General features: G+C 59.9%; 13 protein-coding genes. 4 read left to right on the forward strand and 9 right to left on the reverse strand.

What is annotated here, in order from left to right:
- Positions 1 to 11 precede the first annotated feature (11 nt).
- Positions 12 to 2,306 (forward strand): glycosyltransferase family 2 protein, encoded by a 2,295-nt coding sequence (locus NW829_RS00725; RefSeq protein WP_414416225.1) that lies wholly within the window; start codon positions 12 to 14, stop codon positions 2,304 to 2,306.
- A 56-nt stretch (positions 2,307 to 2,362) separates the two neighbouring features.
- Here the strand turns inward: NW829_RS00725 and NW829_RS00730 are convergent, their stop codons facing one another.
- Both NW829_RS00730 and NW829_RS00735 read right to left on the reverse strand, forming a co-directional pair.
- A complete protein-coding gene (locus NW829_RS00730; protein WP_099812809.1) occupies positions 2,363 to 2,722 on the reverse strand; it encodes a hypothetical protein in 360 nt (119 codons plus the stop codon).
- A 240-nt stretch (positions 2,723 to 2,962) separates the two neighbouring features.
- A complete protein-coding gene (locus NW829_RS00735) occupies positions 2,963 to 4,690 on the reverse strand; it encodes an alkaline phosphatase D family protein (protein WP_414416226.1) in 1,728 nt (575 codons plus the stop codon).
- A 269-nt stretch (positions 4,691 to 4,959) separates the two neighbouring features.
- Here NW829_RS00735 and clpS point away from each other — a divergent pair, with 269 nt between their 5' ends.
- Together clpS and NW829_RS00745 are read left to right on the forward strand one after the other, a co-directional pair.
- Complete coding sequence (clpS, locus tag NW829_RS00740) at positions 4,960 to 5,241, forward strand: ATP-dependent Clp protease adapter ClpS (protein WP_414333897.1); 282 nt, start codon at positions 4,960 to 4,962, stop codon at positions 5,239 to 5,241.
- Positions 5,242 to 5,256: 15 nt separating this feature from the next.
- Entirely contained in the window at positions 5,257 to 6,081 is an 825-nt protein-coding gene (locus NW829_RS00745; protein ID WP_414416227.1) for a lysostaphin resistance A-like protein, read from the forward strand.
- A gap of 24 nt (positions 6,082 to 6,105) precedes the next feature.
- Here NW829_RS00745 and NW829_RS00750 read toward each other — a convergent pair whose 3' ends face one another.
- Positions 6,106 to 7,560: a sodium:solute symporter family protein gene (locus tag NW829_RS00750; RefSeq protein WP_414416228.1), complete on the reverse strand. Its 1,455-nt coding sequence runs from the start codon at positions 7,558 to 7,560 to the stop codon at positions 6,106 to 6,108.
- Positions 7,553 to 7,804: a hypothetical protein gene (locus NW829_RS00755; RefSeq protein WP_414329380.1), complete on the reverse strand. Its 252-nt coding sequence runs from the start codon at positions 7,802 to 7,804 to the stop codon at positions 7,553 to 7,555. The genes NW829_RS00750 and NW829_RS00755 overlap by 8 nt, the downstream gene beginning before the upstream one ends.
- A gap of 78 nt (positions 7,805 to 7,882) precedes the next feature.
- Here NW829_RS00755 and dprA point away from each other — a divergent pair, with 78 nt between their 5' ends.
- Positions 7,883 to 9,040 carry a DNA-processing protein DprA gene (gene dprA / locus NW829_RS00760; RefSeq protein WP_011432322.1) on the forward strand — a complete coding sequence of 386 codons (1,158 nt, stop codon included), beginning with the start codon at positions 7,883 to 7,885 and terminating at the stop codon, positions 9,038 to 9,040.
- On the opposite strand, the gene NW829_RS00765 is transcribed toward dprA, so the two are convergent.
- The 5 genes from NW829_RS00765 to NW829_RS00785 form a co-directional block, all read right to left on the reverse strand.
- A complete protein-coding gene (locus tag NW829_RS00765; RefSeq protein WP_414416229.1) occupies positions 8,979 to 9,737 on the reverse strand; it encodes an SOS response-associated peptidase in 759 nt (252 codons plus the stop codon). The two genes, dprA and NW829_RS00765, sit on opposite strands and share 62 nt — an antisense overlap.
- 34 nt (positions 9,738 to 9,771) lie before the next feature.
- The gene (gene treS, locus NW829_RS00770; protein WP_414416230.1) at positions 9,772 to 13,221 is read right to left on the reverse strand and encodes a maltose alpha-D-glucosyltransferase; all 3,450 of its coding nucleotides are present in this window, start codon (positions 13,219 to 13,221) and stop codon (positions 9,772 to 9,774) included.
- Positions 13,222 to 13,331: 110 nt separating this feature from the next.
- Positions 13,332 to 14,648 carry a DNA double-strand break repair nuclease NurA gene (locus NW829_RS00775; protein WP_011432319.1) on the reverse strand — a complete coding sequence of 439 codons (1,317 nt, stop codon included), beginning with the start codon at positions 14,646 to 14,648 and terminating at the stop codon, positions 13,332 to 13,334.
- Positions 14,649 to 14,674: 26 nt separating this feature from the next.
- Positions 14,675 to 15,580: a 6-carboxytetrahydropterin synthase gene (locus NW829_RS00780; protein ID WP_011432318.1), complete on the reverse strand. Its 906-nt coding sequence runs from the start codon at positions 15,578 to 15,580 to the stop codon at positions 14,675 to 14,677.
- Positions 15,581 to 15,757: 177 nt separating this feature from the next.
- Positions 15,758 to 16,858 carry an NAD(P)/FAD-dependent oxidoreductase gene (locus NW829_RS00785; RefSeq protein ID WP_414413149.1) on the reverse strand — a complete coding sequence of 367 codons (1,101 nt, stop codon included), beginning with the start codon at positions 16,856 to 16,858 and terminating at the stop codon, positions 15,758 to 15,760.
- Positions 16,859 to 16,881: the final 23 nt, after the last annotated feature.

Raw genomic sequence — 16,881 nt, forward strand, 5'->3', positions numbered from 1 at the left:
GGTTTCCAGCCATGCTCCAGTCCCTCAAATCCTCGCTTTTGCGCACGGGCTACCTTACCCGGCAGCAATTGGCTGAGGCTGAGGAGTATCGCGAAGCAGCTAGTTGCTCCTTGCCTAGGGCTCTTTGGAGCTTGCGAGTCATGCACCCGGACAAGTTTGTCAACTTGTGTCGCCAGATTCTGGACCGGCCTAGGCTGAGAGACTGGCTGCTCAAGCACTCCCTAGATCCAGAGCTGCCTTGGCTGATTGAGCCTATTGATTTGGTGCCGGTGCGCTTTTTGCCCTGTGGCTGGCTCGACCCGCAAACTGTTGTGGTGGCCACAGAAGAGCCGGGCTTCCCCGCCATTTGGCAGTCTGTGAAACACCTGTGCCCGGAAGCAGAAAAACTCTGGGAGATCCCAGCCACTGAAAAGCAGATCCTGACGGTCATCCTTGAGCGCAAGCTGGCCGCCGAGCTGCTGGGCAGCCGTCTTACCTTAGAGCAGTGGCAGCAGGCTTTGGAGATCCGCCGCCGCACCGGCTCCAGCCTGGGGCAGGTGCTGACCCGGCTGAGCTACCTCTCCACCCCCGAGTATCTCAGCATCCTAGCCCATTTGCTGGGCTACCCCGCTGTCTCAGAACTAATGGGGACAGGGCTGCTCCACCGCGACGAGAGCCTGAGCCGGCAGTTTGATCCCGAGGTGATGATGCGCCACCTCTTCTACCCCTTGAGCTGGACGGATGAGCACACCCTTACAGTGATGGTCAATGACCCCCTGGACTGGGCGGTGGATGAGCTGCTCTACAGCTGGCGGCCAGGCTTGCGGATTGAAAAGGTGCTGGGCACCGAGCAGGATATCACGCAACTGCTCAGCCAAGACCAGGGATCCCGCTTCAGCCAAGAGGCGGTGTACAAGCTGATGGCCCGCCTGCCAGAAGAATCGGCCTCGCGGGTGTTTACTCCTTCTCAGATTGCAGTGGGCTACGGCCTGCTGCTGCTGTTGCTTTGGGGATTGGCCACTGCTCCCTGGACGACCCTGACGATTTTGGTGGTGCTGATCAATCTCTTCTACGTGGCCTCGATTCTGTTTAAGCTATTGCTCAGTCTGGTGGGATCCGCCGATCGCTTCCACCAGATTACCGATGAGGAAGTAGCCGCTTTGGATGATCGCGACTTGCCCATCTACACCATCCTGGTGCCGGTCTACAAAGAACCGGAAGTGATGCCGATTCTCATCAACTCCCTCTCCAAGCTGGATTACCCCCACGAGCGCTTAGATGTGCTCATCTTGCTAGAAGAAAACGACCGAGACACCATTGAGGCGGCCCGGGCTGCCAAGCCCCCCCGCTACGTGCGCCTGCTCATCGTGCCAGATAGCAAGCCCAAGACCAAACCCAAAGCCTGCAACTACGGCCTGGCCTTTGCCCGTGGCGAATACCTCACCATCTACGACGCCGAAGATATCCCCGACCCCGATCAACTGAAAAAGGCGGTTGTGGCCTTCCAGAAAGGGGATCCCAGCTTGGTCTGCGTCCAGGCTGCCCTCAACTACTTCAACCGCAACGAGAACTTCCTCACCCGCATGTTCACCCTGGAGTATTCCTATTGGTTTGATTACCTTCTGCCGGGTTTGGAAACTCTGAAAATGCCCATCCCCCTGGGAGGCACTAGCAACCACTTTCGCACTGACCGCCTGCGGGAGCTGCAGGGATGGGATCCCTTTAACGTCACCGAAGACGCAGATCTAGGCATCCGCGCCAGCCAGCACGGCTATACGGTGGGGGTGATCAACTCCACCACTTATGAAGAGGCCAACTGCGCTGTTAAAAACTGGATCCGGCAGCGCTCCCGCTGGATCAAGGGCTACATGCAAACTTGGCTGGTGCACAACCGCAACCCCCTGCGCTCCTTGCGCAAGCTGGGCCTCAAAAACTGGCTATCCTACCAATTTTTTATCGGGGGCAGCTTCTTTACCTTTCTCACCAGCCCCATCATGTGGCTGCTGTTTATTTACTGGCTGCTCACCCGCGCCCATTGGCTGCAAAACCTATTTCCCAGTTGGCTGGTTTATCTGGGCTTGTTTAACCTCCTGGTGGGCAACGCCATTGGGATTTACCTCAACTTGGTGGCCGTTTTCCGGCGAGGGTACTACGATCTGGCCTTCTATGCCCTGCTCAACCCCATCTACTGGCAACTGCACTCTATGGCAGCTTACATGGCTCTGTGGCAGCTCTTTACCAAGCCCTTCTACTGGGAAAAGACCATCCACGGCCTGAGCAAGTTTACCCACGCCAAAGTCCAGGAAGCTGCTCACAAAGCAGCCTAGGCTACTGAATCGGTTTCCCAAGCAGTGGTGACGAAGTGAGGACAGCCAGCACCCTTCTAGAAGCTGTAGTCCGAGTCTACGATCACAGCACAACCACTGGGGTGGAGACAGCTAGCCATGATCACCTTGACAGAAAAGTTGCCCTCGTAGGGCGCCTGCACGATGGGGAAATCGTCCAACAGTTCGTCTGCAGCCACCACCTGACCGCTGGCATCGTAAAGCACCAGATCCACATCGAAGCAATCCTGGTCGCACTGCGCCCAGATGTTTTCACCTCGGTAGAAATAGCCTGTAACTACGGTCGATTGTCCATTAAGAAGCCACAAACTACGGCTCTGAGCCCAAGCGGCAGCGCCCCCGATAACTGTGGCCGCTCCTATTAAGCTTGCCACCAACCAGCCCCGCACCGAAGCCATAAGACTGCCCTCCCTACTGAAAAACGGAGATAGATTTTCTACAGGGATCCACCTCAACGCCCACACTCTAGCACCCAGATCCGTTTCTCCCGAATGATTCAGATCACGTTAAGGATCTTAAGAATCTCATGCTGAAAATCGCGAAAAAGAGTTACAAAAAAAGGGATCCCGAGTAGAGCAGGGATCCCTCAATTCTGACCAGAAATCCGGCGAAGCTCCCGCATCGGTCTGGCCGACTTCTCATTGCGGCAAATTCAGTTCCCCCCTTCGCCCTAAGGGATCCGTCAAAACACTGCCGGCGGGGCCTTTGATTTGAATGGTGCAGCGGCTGCCGGAGACTTCAATAACGTTGTAGTTGGGCACCGCCAGCTCCAAAAAGCGCAAGTTGCCCGTCGTTACCCCTGGGATCCCGCTCACCTGGGGATTGGCCGGGTTCACCGGTGCCAAAAAGCCGTTCACAATCCGGTAATACAGGCGGCTGGCATTGGGGATCCCCAGTTGATTGCCCAGCTCGTCAATGCTCAGGGCCGTAACGCTCCGCCCGGTGGGGCCGGTCCACACCTCCCAGATAGGGTTGCTGCTGCCGGGGTTGACCTGGCCGATGAAGCCGGCGTGGTTGTTGCCCGTCAGGAACACCACGTTGCGGATGTTGTTGCTCTCAATAAAGTCAATGACTTCCTGCCGCTCCAGCCAGTAGCCTTCCCAAACATCGTTGGAGCGGAAGTAGGTCACCGTGATGGGAAACTCGCTGACGATGAACTTGTAGGTGGCGGTGGAGTTGCGCAGGCCGTTGAACAGCCACTGCTTCTGCGGATTGCCCAAGAGGGTACGGGGCGTGCGGCGCAGCAGGTTAAACAGGGCTTGTTCGGATCCCGGCGGGCCAAAGAAGAGGGTCTCTTGTTCGGGCGTGAGGCGAACGCCGGCCAGCTCCAAAAAACGCTGACGGGTCAGGCCGGGGGGCAAAATGGGCAAAATGGGGGTGACCGCCGCCAAATCCCGGTACTGGCGCAGATCCAGGATAAAGACTTCGGCATTGGCCCCGTAGCGGAAGCTGCGAAACAGCCGATCCCGGCTATCCACACCGGCCACATCTGTCAGGTTGGGGGTAATGGGGTTGTATTCAAAAAAGGCTTGGTAGCCCAGCACCTTGAGATCTTCCACATCGCGGGTTTGCCCGGTGGTGTCGTTCAGCTGAGTGGCCCGGCCACCGCGGGCCTTCTGGCCACTGTAGTTGTCAATTACCTCGTGATCGTCCCAGTTGACAACAAAGGAAGTCCGGCCAAACAGTTGCACGAACTCTCGTCCGGCATAGTTGGGATCCCGCTGATCCCGATAGAGGCTGCGGTAGAACTCCAGATTGCCGATGGGATCTAACCCCAGCCAGAAGCGATCGGCGTAGACGGTATCGCCGTTAAAGGAAATGAAATCGATATCGCCGCGGCTGACTTCTGCCAGCATGGCTGCCCCAATAGGAAAGGGAGGCTCGTTGGCACAACTGATGTGTAAGAAGCGAATGGGTCGTCCATCCCCAGGAGCTGGCAGGGTGCGAAACTGGCCTACAGGGCTGGTAAACCCCTCGCTGACAAACCGGTAGAAGTAGCGCTGCGCTGGCCTCAAGCCGGTGACGACGGCACGAGCAATGTAGTCGCCTGGCTCAGTGCGGTAGTTGCGGCCCGCCACACGGCGAGCAGTAAGTGAAACTTGTTGCGAAATGGGGTTGAACTCGGAATTCTCAGCCACCTGCAACGTCACCGCAACCGTATCTGTCGCACTGGCCGGGATCACCCGCGTGGAAAGCACCGCCCCTTCCGAGGTGGGATCCCCGGCAAATACCCCTTGGGGAAATCCAGGCTCTCCCAGGGGGGGAATGGAGGAACTGGAGGTGCCCCCACAGGCAGCCAGGGCAGCTGCCCCACCCCCAAACATCAGCAACTGCAGGAAAAAGCGACGGGAACGCAGGGAACTCATAGGGCCCACCTCAGGGACACAGGCAAATGTAAAGGGATCCGCAGCAGAGGCCAATCGCCTTTTTAGTCAAGCACTTTTGCCCTCAAGCTGAGGTTGTGGGCAGGTGAAGGTTGGGTTAGGGTTTGTTTAATGGATTAGGCTCCCCAGGGCCTTTTCACAGAGCTTGCTGAGAAGGCTAAAATTTCATTACAGTTTTTCCTGCTTTTGCCCCATTTCTGCGGTTTTGCGTTCCTTAGACTTCTTTTGACCCTGCCGAAGGAGGGATCGTTGTGGCTACAGAGACCCTGGTCAAGCCTTCTGTAACCCCAAAGCACATGCCCATGTACCGGGTGTTGCTGCACAACGACGATGTCAACACCATGGAGTACGTGGTGCAGGTGCTGGTCAAGGTGATCCCATCCATGATGCCGCCGCAAGCCACCGAGATCATGCTAGAGGCCCACAACAACGGTGTTGCTGTGGTGATCGTGGTGCCGCGGGAGCACGCGGAGTTTTACTGTGAGCAGTTGCGTCAGCACGGCCTCACCAGCTCCATTGAGCCGGAACGCTAAGCAGGAGCGGTTGGGGTGGGCCTGCTGATTGCAAAACTCAAGGCTTTGCCCTTGCCGCTGCGGCTGTTGCTGTTTTTGGGGATCCCCCTCCTAGCCTGGCTGCCGTGGGTCGGGCTGGGGGGGTGGTTTTTTCCGGAAGCGCGAGCCTACCTGTGGCTGCCCCTGTATGCCTTGCTGCTGGTCTGGCTGGGGCTGTGGGGATCCGGGTTTGCCGCCTATGGACTGGATGGCAGTTGGCCTTGCCGAGGCGGGATCCTGTGGGGCCTGGGGATCGGGGTCGGGGGGCTTTTCTTGCTTTTGGGCCTGGAGGGATCCCTGGGTTGGCTGAGTTGGAGGCCAGTGGACAGGGGATCCCTGCTGGTCTATGGGTTGCTGGGGTTGCTTTTGGGCTTGGGGGTGGCGCTGGCGGAGGAGCTGTTTTTTCGCGGCTGGCTGCTGCAGGAGATGCTGCTGGACTACGGTTGCAGCACTGCGGTGTGGGGATCCAGCTTCCTCTTTGCTGTGGCCCATTTCCTGAAGCCTTTGCCTGAGATTCTCGCCACCTGGCCGCAATTTCCCGGACTGTGGCTGATGGGGCTGCTGCTGGTGCAGGCGAGGGTCTGGAACCAAAACAAGCTGGGCCTTAGCCTAGGGCTGCACGCGGGTTGGGTATGGGGCATGGCCTGGGTCAACAACTTGGCCTGGATAGACTACACCGGCAGGGCGCCAGCGTGGCTAACGGGGATTGGTGGCAACCCCTTGGCGGGCCTGATGGGCTTGCTTTTTCTAGGAGGGACTTTCGCATTTCTCAACGGCCTGGCTCAAGCTGGCTGGCTACCGGCAGACCTGGAAAAGCGTTGATTGAGCTGATCGATAAAGAATAACCTACTCTCCCCAAGGCCCTTCCTCGTAGTAGGCGGTCACCTGCTCCTTGGGCGGCTGGGTAAGCAAGCTTACGCCAATTAACACCCCACTGCCGATCACCACTGCCGGGATTACGGGTAACCAGCCCCCTGTCCAAGCCCGCGGCAACAGACCCGACAGCCAACCTAAAGTCAGGCCACTGGAGACGAGGGCCCCGGCTACTGCCCCGGCGCGGGTAGCCCGCTTCCAGTACAGGCCAGCAATTAAGACAGGGAACAGCATGGCGTTGCCCTGAAAGCTCCAGGTGGCAATCTCCACAATCAGCCCCGGCGGGTTAAGAGCAATCACAAAGGAAGCTAGGCCGATCCCCAGCACCACCCAGCGTCCCAATTGTTCTTCTTGGTGGGGGGAAAGCTGGCGTCTAAAGAGGGTCACTACCAGATCCCGCGTTACCAACGAGCTGGCCGTAAGGAGCTGTGAGTCTGCCGTGGACATGAGGGCGGCCAGAGCTGCTGTAATCACCACCGCTGCCACACCGCCGGGCAGAGTTTGCAACATCAGGGGCATGATCTGGTCCGCTTTCTCCAGGCCGGGAAAAGCCAGGCGGCCCCAAACCCCAAGAAGAGCTGCCGGGAAAAAGACCAGCAGAATCAGCAGCGGCCAGACTACCATCAGGGTCTTGAAGGGATGAGCACTCCTGGCCATGTAAAAGCGCTGGAAAAATTGTGGGAAAAGGGGAGTGGCCATGAAAAACAGCAGTTGATTGCCGAGTAACCCTTGCCAGCTCCAGCGCCCATTGGGGCCGGGCAAGCTCAGCCAGGGATCCAGTTCGCTACCCGCTTCTCTCCCTAGGGAGAAAGCCACTGCAACAAAGGCCACCCCCATCCCCAGAATCAAGATGATCCCCTGCACCACATCCGTCCAGACCACCGCCTGGGATCCTCCAAAGAGCACATACCCCAGGATCACCAAGGCCACCACCACTGCCAAGGGCCAGTAGGGGATCCCCTCCCCCAAGACAGCCGCTAGGGTTCGGGCCCCGCCAATGATCTGGATGCTGATGTAGGGGGCTGTAAACACCAAAGCGCTCAGGCAATACAACAACGCCAACAGGGGGCTTTGAAAACGATGGCCGAAGAACTCCGAAGGGGTGATGAAGCCAAAGTGTTGGGCTGCTAGCCATACCCGGTAGCCCACCCACAAAAACAGCCCCGAAATGAAGGCGGTGGTCACTCCCACCCCCAGGAAGATCCCTAGGCCGTGGGTATAGGCATCTGCCGGCACCCCAATGAAGGTAAAGGCGCTGAGCAAGGTGGCCAGCGTCGTCAAAGTTAGAGCCAGGGATCCCAACCCCCGCCCCGCCAAAAAGTAGCTAACCGGATCCCGACCGCTGTGGCGATAGCTCCAGAAGCCAATGGCCGCCAGCAGCAGCAAGTATGCCCCCACCACACCCAGACTCAAAACCGTGTTACTCATCTCCGCCTCTCGGCCAGCAAACGCGCACAATGTAGAAGTTAAGAGGTACCAACAGCAGGACAGCCAATCCCGCCAGCCAATACCAGGCCGGGATCCCCAAAAACTGGGGCTGGGCCGAGCGGGATCCCACCCAGGTCAACAGCCACAGCAGGAGATAGGCCCCCCACACCCAAGCTTGGCGCATCCGCCCAAACCGCAGGGGCCTTGATCCCTGAAGGTTACCGCCGGGATCCAACCCTGACATCTACCCATCTCCTGCTTTTTTGCCAAGCGTTCCTTTTGCCAATCATTTAAGATACAGCCACTACTGCGCAGAGCTAAATTGTCTTTTCCCCTTTCCCCTTCAGATCCTGTTGGCAAGAGGGAGCCTTCCCGTGGGCCAGGCCATGAAGAACGGGAGCGGCCCTACTGGCTAGCTTGGGCCCGCATCAAAGGGATTGGCCCCCACCGCCTGAAACGGCTGGCGGAGTTTTTTGGATCCCTGGAGCGGGCTTGGCAAGCGGATGCCCCGGCCCTGCGGCAGGTGGAAGGCATTGGCCCCACCCTGGCCCAGGCTATTGTCTCTGCCCGTCCTGGCCTTGATCCCGAGCAGATCCTGGAGGAAACCCTCAAAGCGGGGATCCCCTTTCTCACGCCTGCAGATCCGGACTATCCGCCGCTGCTGTGGGAGGTGCCAGATCCCCCGCCCATTCTCTATGCCCTAGGAGAATGTCCCAATTGGCAACAGCCGGCTATTGCCATCGTCGGCACCCGCGCCCCTACGGCCTACGGTCGACAGTGGACCCAGAAAGTCAGCGCTGCCCTGGCGGAAGCTGGCTGTGTGGTGGTCTCGGGGCTGGCAACGGGGATCGACGGCATTGCCCACCAGGCCTGTCTGGATGCCGGCGGCAAGACGGTGGCCGTGGTGGGAACGGGGGTGGACAAAGTTTACCCAGCTCACCATCAAGCTCTCTACCGGCGCATCCTGGCCCAAGGGGCCATCCTCAGCGAATATCCCCCCGGCACGCCACCGGCCAAGGAGCATTTTCCCCAGCGCAACCGCATCATTGCCGGCCTCTGCCGCGCCACTTTGGTGATGGAGGCTCCGGAAACCTCGGGAGCGCTAATTACTGCTCACCTGGCCAACCACTACGGTCGGGAAGTGTATGCCCTGCCGGGGAACATCGACACGGCAGCAGCCCGCGGCTGCCTGCAGCTCATCCGCGACGGCGCCGGCATGATCCTGGGGATCGAGGAGCTGTTGAAAGACTTGGGCCTCCTCCAGGGATCCCCTGTGCTAAAGCAGCCCTCGTCCACTGGCCCCAGCGATCCCCAACAGCAACTGCTCTGGCAGCTGCTAGGGGAGGGCATCCTCAGCCTCGATGCCCTGGCCCAGGCTAGCCAGATGGATATTGCCACCCTTTCCAGTACCCTGCTGCTTATGGAATTGGAAGGCTGGCTGGTACAACTGCCGGGGATGCGCTACCAGCGGGCTCGCTGAGGCTGGATCCCTGCACTGCTTCTCCGATAGGAGCACGGCAAGCGGGATCCTCGTGGCGGGGGTTGTTCACATAGGTGCTGACCGGATAAGCCGCCATGGCTTCTGCTGGGTAGGGGCGGAGCAAGGGCAAAAGCAGCTTGGGATCCTGCACCTGGGGATCCAGCCAGAGGTCGTAGTCGTTTTCCGTCAAAATCACGGGCATCCGCTCGTGAAAAAGCTGCATCAGACGGTTGGCAGCGGTGTTGAGGATGGCACAGGTTTCCACCTCCACCCCCTCTGGACTGCGCCAGCGTTCCCAAATGCCGGCAAAGGCAAATACCGGTCGATCCAGCAGGTGAAACCAGTAGGGTTGTCTGCCCTTCTTGCCTGTACCCTGGTCGGCCCACTCGTAGAAGCCATCTGCCGGGATCAGGCAGCGACGACGGCGGAAAGCTTCGCGGAAAGAAGGCTTCTCAGCTACTGTCTCAGCTCGGGCATTGATCCAGCCGGCCTGAGGAGCTCGGCTCCAGCTGGGGATCAAGCCCCAGCGAAAATGGGTTGCCTCGCGCTGAAGGGATCCCGCCACCACCGCCAGCACCGGCTGAGAAGGAGCGATGTTATACCGGGGGACAGCTGCCCTTTCTTCTGCTGCCACCGGCAAGCCAAAATGCTGCCTCAGCACTTCTGGCGCCACTCCCAGGCTAAACCGTCCACACATGCTTGTCCCCCAAATGACCCACCGACAGGATCCCCTAAACCTTGGTGGAAATGCCCAGCAACTGCAGGATCCCGCGCAGGGGAATCTCCACCCACTCGGGGCGGTGGTTCAACTCATAGCCCAGCTCGTAAATGGCTTTTTCCAGCAGATAGGCGTCCAACAACACCTCTATCTCTTGCAGGCTGCGGGGCAAAAAAGCCGCTTGGGAAGCCACCTGCAGATATTCGGCCAAAAAGCCCGCGCAGACCCAGCGGTGCCAAAACTGGGCCCACCGCATCATGTCGGGGCAGTGGTCGGCGCAGACCAAGCCGCTCTCCAGTTGCTGGCGCAAAGCTGTGTGGACAGCATAGTGGAAGGATCGCAGCATCCCCGCCACATCCCGTAAGGGGCAACGCTTGAGACGCCGTTCGCCCAAAGAGCGGGCCGGCTCCCCTTCAAAGTCGATGATGACAAAGTCTTTGCCGGTAAACAGCACCTGGCCCAGGTGATAATCCCCGTGGCAGCGGGTACGCAGGGCGGTGATCTTCCGCTCCAGGATCAGGCGGAAGCGGCTCATGATTTCCCCTTCTTGGTCGCAAACAGCCCGAGCCAAGTTGGCCTCTGCTTCCGGCAGCTTGGGGAGCTGCTTATAAGGACTCCGTCCCGCTGACGCGAACAGCAGCGGAAACACCTGCCCCACCAAGTTGCGCATGGACTGGTAAACGGAGCGCTGGTACAGGCTGGAGAAAGGCTCTGGGGCAAAGTCTTTGTTCTCCGTATCGGCAGCCAGGGCGATGTGCAGCTCGGCGGTGCGCTTGGCCAAGATCCGCACCGATTCTAGGTAGCTGCCGATGGTGGCGTAGGCCAGCTCCGGCAAGGGCTGTTGGGAAAGCTCCAAGAAGGATCCCTGCGGCACGGGCACGGGATCCACCTCTTGGTAGTGAACCAGCACCGCCTCAAAAAATTGCCCCAGGCTGTCCAGGGTGTAGTGCCAGGCATCTCCCTCGTTGGGGATGTACTCCTGCAAAATGGCCAGGGTAATGGGCTGATCGGCGGGATCAAACCCACGGGCCCCGCGACGACGGCGATACTCCAGGGATCCCAGCAGCCGTGGCACGCGCACCTGGGGATGGTGCTCCAGCAGGTAGCGGCCTATCTCCAGCTCTGGGTTTACCCCCTCGGCCACCCGGTGGTAGAGCTTGAGGAGGTAGTGGTTGCCGTAGACAACGGAGGTGTAGCTCTGCTCCGCCTTGAGGAGGCGGGGTTCCAGGTCATGCTCAAGGGCAGCAAAGCTAGTGGCCCAGAGCTCTCCCTGACGGTGACGCAGGCGGCCCTGCTGGGCAATTAGCTGCAGCAGCCGCAGCAAGAAGCTTTTGTCAGCCAGAGCGTTGAAAATTACTCCCGCCGGCCCTCCGGCCACTTGCACAGGGAGGATGACCGCCTGGGGCATCTCTAGGCGCAGGTGTACGGCTGCTTCTTGGGTGGCATAGCCCACAGGGAGAGAGTAGAGCTGCGTATCGCCCTCGATAAACTCGGCCTGGAGAAGCAAGATCTGGCTGCCCAGCAAGGACTCCTCTTCTCGGCGGCAGGGGATAGCCTGCAGGATATGGATCGCCTGGAGCTGGCGGTTTTGGGAGCCAAACCAACGACAGCGGTAGAGGTAGTCCGCCAAGACTGCCTCCAGCTGCTTTTGGCTTTCCCCTTGCAAGAGACTGTCCCAACTACCACTTTGAACAACCAGAGGACTACCACTTTGAACAACCAGAGGGACCAGGCGTTCCTGCTCCTCCGCTTTGCTGGGGCTGAGGTGGATGGTCTCCGTTTTGGGCTCAAGGGAAAACCAGTAAAAGGAATGGGGGCCTAGCGTTAGGAAATAGGGCAGTCGCCCAATAGGGGGAAACTCGGTGTGGCCAAAGATCTCCACCGGGATCAATCCTTCCCACGGCGATAGATCCAGCCCCACCCACTGGGCGTAGCGGGAGAGATTGGCCACCACCAAGATGCGCTCGCCGCGGTAGGCTCGCACAAAGGCAAGCACCTTGCGGTTTTCTGGGTGGAGCAGCTCAAAGGAGCCGCGGCCAAAAGCTTGGAATCGCTTGCGCACGGCGATGAGCCGCTTCATGGTCCACCACAGGGAATGGGGGTTGTTTCGCTGCGCCTCCACATTGACAGCTTCGTAGTGGTACTCGGCGTCGATGACGATGGGCAGGTAGAGCTTCTGAGGGTTGGCCCGCGAAAAGCCGGCGTTGCGGTCGGCGCTCCACTGCATGGGGGTGCGCACGCTATTGCGATCCCCCAGGTAGATGTTGTCCCCCATGCCGATCTCGTCCCCGTAGTAGATGACCGGCGTGCCGGGCAGAGAAAACAGCAGGCTGTTCATCAGCTCGATGCGGCGGCGGCTGTTGCCCAGCAGGGGGGCCAAGCGGCGGCGGATCCCCAGGTTCACCCGCGCGTTGGGATCCTTGGCGTACACCTGGTACATGTAGTCCCGCTCCTCGTCAGTGACCATCTCCAGGGTGAGCTCGTCGTGGTTGCGCAGGAAGAGGGCCCACTGGCAGGTTTCAGGAATGGGAGGGGTTTGTTGCAGGATGTCAATGATGGGGAAGCGATCCTCCATCTGGATGGCCATAAATAGCCGTGGCATGAGGGGAAAGTGGAACTCCATGTGGCACTCGTCCCCATCGCCGAAGTAGGCCACAGCATCTTCTGGCCACTGGTTGGCCTCCGCCAGCAGCATGCGGCCAGGATACCTTTGGTCAATGTGTCGGCGCAGAGCCTTGAGAAAGGCATGGGTCTCCGGTAGGCTCTCGCAGGTGGTGCCCTCCCGCTCGTAGAGATAAGGCACCGCGTCCAGCCGCATGCCATCTACCCCCAAGCTCAGCCAAAAGTCCACCACCTCGAACATGGCTTTTTGTACGGCGGGGTTGTCGTAGTTGAGATCTGGCTGGTGGGAGTAAAAGCGGTGCCAGTAGTAGGCCTTGGCCACTGAATCCCAGGTCCAGTTGGACGCTTCAAAGTCTTGAAAGATAATGCGGGCCTCTTTGTACTTTTCGGGGGTATCGCTCCAAACGTAAAAGTCCCGCTCGGGGGTGCCGGGGGCAGCTCGTCTGGCCCGCTGAAACCAGGGGTGCTGATCCGAAGTGTGGTTGAGGATGAGCTCAATGATGACGCGGATCCCCCGCTTATGGGCAGCCTCCAGAAAGATCTTGAAGTCCTCTAGGGTGCCCAAGTCAGGGTGAACACTGGTAAAGTCAGAAACGTCGTAGCCGTCATCTTTTAAAGGCGAGGGGAAAAACGGCAGCAGCCAGACGGCTGTAATCCCCAGTTCTTGCAAGTAGTCCAGCTTTTCGGTCAGGCCCTGGAAGTCGCCCACGCCATCGCCGTCGCTGTCGAAAAAGGCCCGTGCCGGCAGCTCGTAGATGATTGCATCTTTGTACCAAAGGGGGTCGTGGGTGAGGGGGGAGATGAGGCTGCGCAGAGGGGCTCGGATCATCATGTCGGTCATGTCGGCAACAGAGACAGGATTGGGACACCTTGGCAACCCTAGCCGTTGAATGGGGATCCCCTCAATAGGCTACAGCCTTCTCTTGGGTGCCAGGGATCCCCGGCGTCGGTTCAGGCAATGCCACTCCGCTTCTGGGCTTCCTTGCGGGAGACGGCCACGTGGCGCAGGCCGGCCCGGAGCAGCTCCTGCTCGATCAAGGCAAAAAACCGCTGCCGATCCCCGCTTCTCACCACCGCCAAATGATGGGCTTCCGCCAAGGCGATGGGGTAGCCAAAGCCCTTGTGCACTTGGCTCAGCACCCCTGCCAGAGCCCGCTGCAGCAACTCCGCATCCTGGACCACCCAAGCGGGAAACTCCAGGCGAGCAATTTCGGCTTGGCCCAGGGATCCCTCGCCAACATTGAGGTAACAACAGTGGACGTGGTGTTCCCCGAAGGCGTCCAACACGCTGGCGCCGCTGCGCCAAAGGGGGCTGCGCTCTCCCGGCTGCAGCAGGGATCCCCAAAAGACGCGGTCTGCCAGGGGGGCGAAGGGATGGCAGGGAGGAGACTTCTCGCCGGGACAGTAGCGGTAGCAGTCACAGCCCAGGTACGGGCACAGCCCCAAGCGCAGGTAGTTGAGGGTTTCGCTGCTGCGGGAGGCGCTGATGTAACCCACGAGAGGAATGCGGGCCGCCCGCAACTGCTCCAAGGTCGCCAGAATGGGATCCAACCAGGGGCGCCGGGCCGACTGGGGCAGAGGCTCCAGTCCCCAAGGGATTAGGGATCCATCCAGGAGCGCCAGCGTGGTGCGGCGACGGGGCACCGACAGGGCCAAACGAGCCAGCTCCTCCAGTTCCGCTTGGGAGCGTCGTAAGGCCAGTATCTCTTCCAGCCCCAACGAGGACTCCGTGCCGCTGGTAGGATTGCGTTCACCTGGAGCGCGCTGCGGGCGAGAGTCTCGCCGGTTAAGGGGGGCCCTCGGCAACCCTTCTGCCCGCGGTTCCGAGAGAGGGGAGTCTGAGCGGTTTTGCTGGGCAAGGGGCCCATCTCCATACAGCAGCAGGGGCTGGCTGTCCAGGAGCGGCCACTCCTGGGTGCCGTAGTGGAGAACCACGCGCCCAACATTGATCAGCGAGCAGTAGGCAATCTCGTGGTGACTGGGCAAAATCTGGGATCCATCCGTGGCCACCACCGTGTGTCGCCCCTGCAGAGGCTCGACCTTGGGCAGGGATCCCCAGGCTTCCGGCGGCTCGGCGGGGCTGGCGCAAACAAACGACAGATGGGATCCCCACTCCACCCAGCGGGACTGCCAAACCTGCGGCTCCTGCTGCCAGCGCTCGAAAACTTGCCAGGCTTGGCGCAGGCGTTCTTGGCTGGCTTTCGACTCCTGTTGCAGGTGCCGAGTGAACGCAGGAATTTGCCCGCTCAGCTTAACCAGATCCAACATGATGGAGATCCAACATGATGGCCGCATCAGCCCTGCATGGCAATACGGCTGCCAGAAGCGGAAGAAGCCACATCTTGTCCTTCTGAGGAGTTGAGCAGCTCTTCCAGCGGAAACTCCCCGTAGACCTCGCTGCTGTTGTTGGGACTCTCCTGCAGGCGAACCCGATGCAACTGCACCCCCAGCTCCCGCAGGGGCAGAGTCAGCAGCCGCTGGATGTAGAGGGCGATGTTTTCGGCAGTAGGCACCACCTGGGCAAAGTAGGGAATGTCTTTGTTCAAAAAGGTGTGATCCAGCGGCTTCACCACCTGCTCCTCGATCAGCCGCTGCAGGGCCGCCAAGTCCACGATCATCCCCGTGCGCGGGTCGATGGATCCCTTGACGGTGATCTCCAGGCCGTAGTTGTGGCCGTGGCCGTGGGGACGGGCACAGAGGCCGTAGATGGCGCTGTTTTCTTCAAAACTCAGGTGATCCAGAGCCAAGCGGTGGGCGGCGCTGAAATGGGTGGCAACAGTCAAGTAGGCTTGCATGGCTTCTCCTCGGTATTCGGCCCAAAGCTCAGGATCTTCGTACAGACGGACGCTGGTTAGGGGCAAGGCATCGGCCAGGCGTTGCCAAATCACGTAAGCGATAAACTCGGTAGTGGGCAAGGTTTGGGCAAACTCCGGCCAAGCTTGATTTAGATAAGCAAAGTTGAGATCTTGAATCACCCGCTGCCGGATCACCTGCTTCACCTCCGAGAGGTTGAGCACCATCCCATAGTCATCCACCTCACCACTCATGCCCACCTCCAGCACATAGTTGTGGCCATGGCCGGGAAAACGGGCATTGGGGCCAAAGCGGGCTAAGTTCTCGGCTTCTGAGAGTTCGGGCAACCAGTACCGATGGCTGGCGGCAAATTGCGCACGGCGGTAGATTGTACAGATTCTGGACATGAGTGGAGAGGAGAGCATCTGCCGGGGGATCCACCCTTTAGCTTGACACACTCCCCGGCCCAGAGGGTGGAAATTCTCAGCGGCCCTCAGCCTACCCTCCCAGTGGTCTTGCCGTCATCTCTGTCCTGCGCCAGGTCAGGCACTTGCCCTGCCGACCGGGTCGGCCTGTGCATACCCTCATTTCCCAGAAAGCATTTCGAGCAAGGTTTTGGCGGCATTGTGTCCTGAGAGCCAAGCCCCCTCTACGCGCCCTCCGGCGCACCAATCGCCGGCACAAACCAAAGGCAATCCCTCAGCAGCGGAAACCGGCACACGGGTGCTTAAGCTGGCCAATCCCGTGGTTTCCAAAGGCAAAGCGTAGCGCCAACGGTGCACCTGCATCCATTGTGGCGAAGCCAACCAGGGATCCAGCCGTTGGGCTGCGTGGGCCAGCAATTCTCGACCGGCCTTTTCCAGCTCAGAGGGGCCGGCCTCCAAGTACAGAGATGACCACTCCGCCCCCCCATGCAAGACCACCACAGGCGGGAGCGGCTGCAGGCGCTTGCTGCTGTCCAGTCCCAGCCAGGCCAACATCGGATCCTCCAAGCACTTGATCCCCTTCCAAGGCGGCGTATGCTCAGAGTAGCCCGCCAAAACCGCAAGGCAGGGTTGATACTGGGCGGATTCCAGCAGAGGCAACAGGTTTTCAGCCGAAGGGATCCCTTCCCGGAGCAGGGGCAGCAACTGGGGGGCCGGGATTGTCGCCACCAAGGCAGCAGCCTCGTAGCATTGGCCGTTCTCCGCTTTCAATTGCCAGGTGGTTACCAAAGGTTTGAGGCTGACCACACGAGTTTGGGTGTGTACCGACAGCGGGGCAGCCAAGTGTTTGGCCAGCATTGTCATGCCCTGGGGGCAAGCGTAGCGTGGTTTCTCGTCGTTGGGATCCTCTGGGCGCAGCCCTTCTCGATCCAGCACATGCAGCGAGCGCGTCCATTCCGCCAGCAGCCCCAGGCCCAGCAGCTCCTTCACCCAGCGATAAAAGCCATCCGAATCGGCAGTCAGGTATTGAGCCCCATGATCCACTGGCACCGTTTGCCCAGCATGTTCAACTCGACGGGTGGCCATGCGCCCGCCCAAGCCTGCCGATTTTTCCAGCACCAGAACCTGGAGCCCTGCCCGCAGCAGTTGCCTTGCACACACCAAACCGGCCACTCCCGCCCCGATGACAATCACATCGGCGGATGTTGAGCGGGCTCCCTCGGAAGGGGTTACCGCTGCCTGGGTTGCTTCGCCTAGCATACTGAGCCTGCCGGCTGTGACCG

Origin of the sequence: Synechococcus sp. R55.8, assembly GCF_047461895.1 — a bacterium.
Taxonomy (GTDB): Bacteria; Cyanobacteriota; Cyanobacteriia; order Thermostichales; family Thermostichaceae; genus Thermostichus.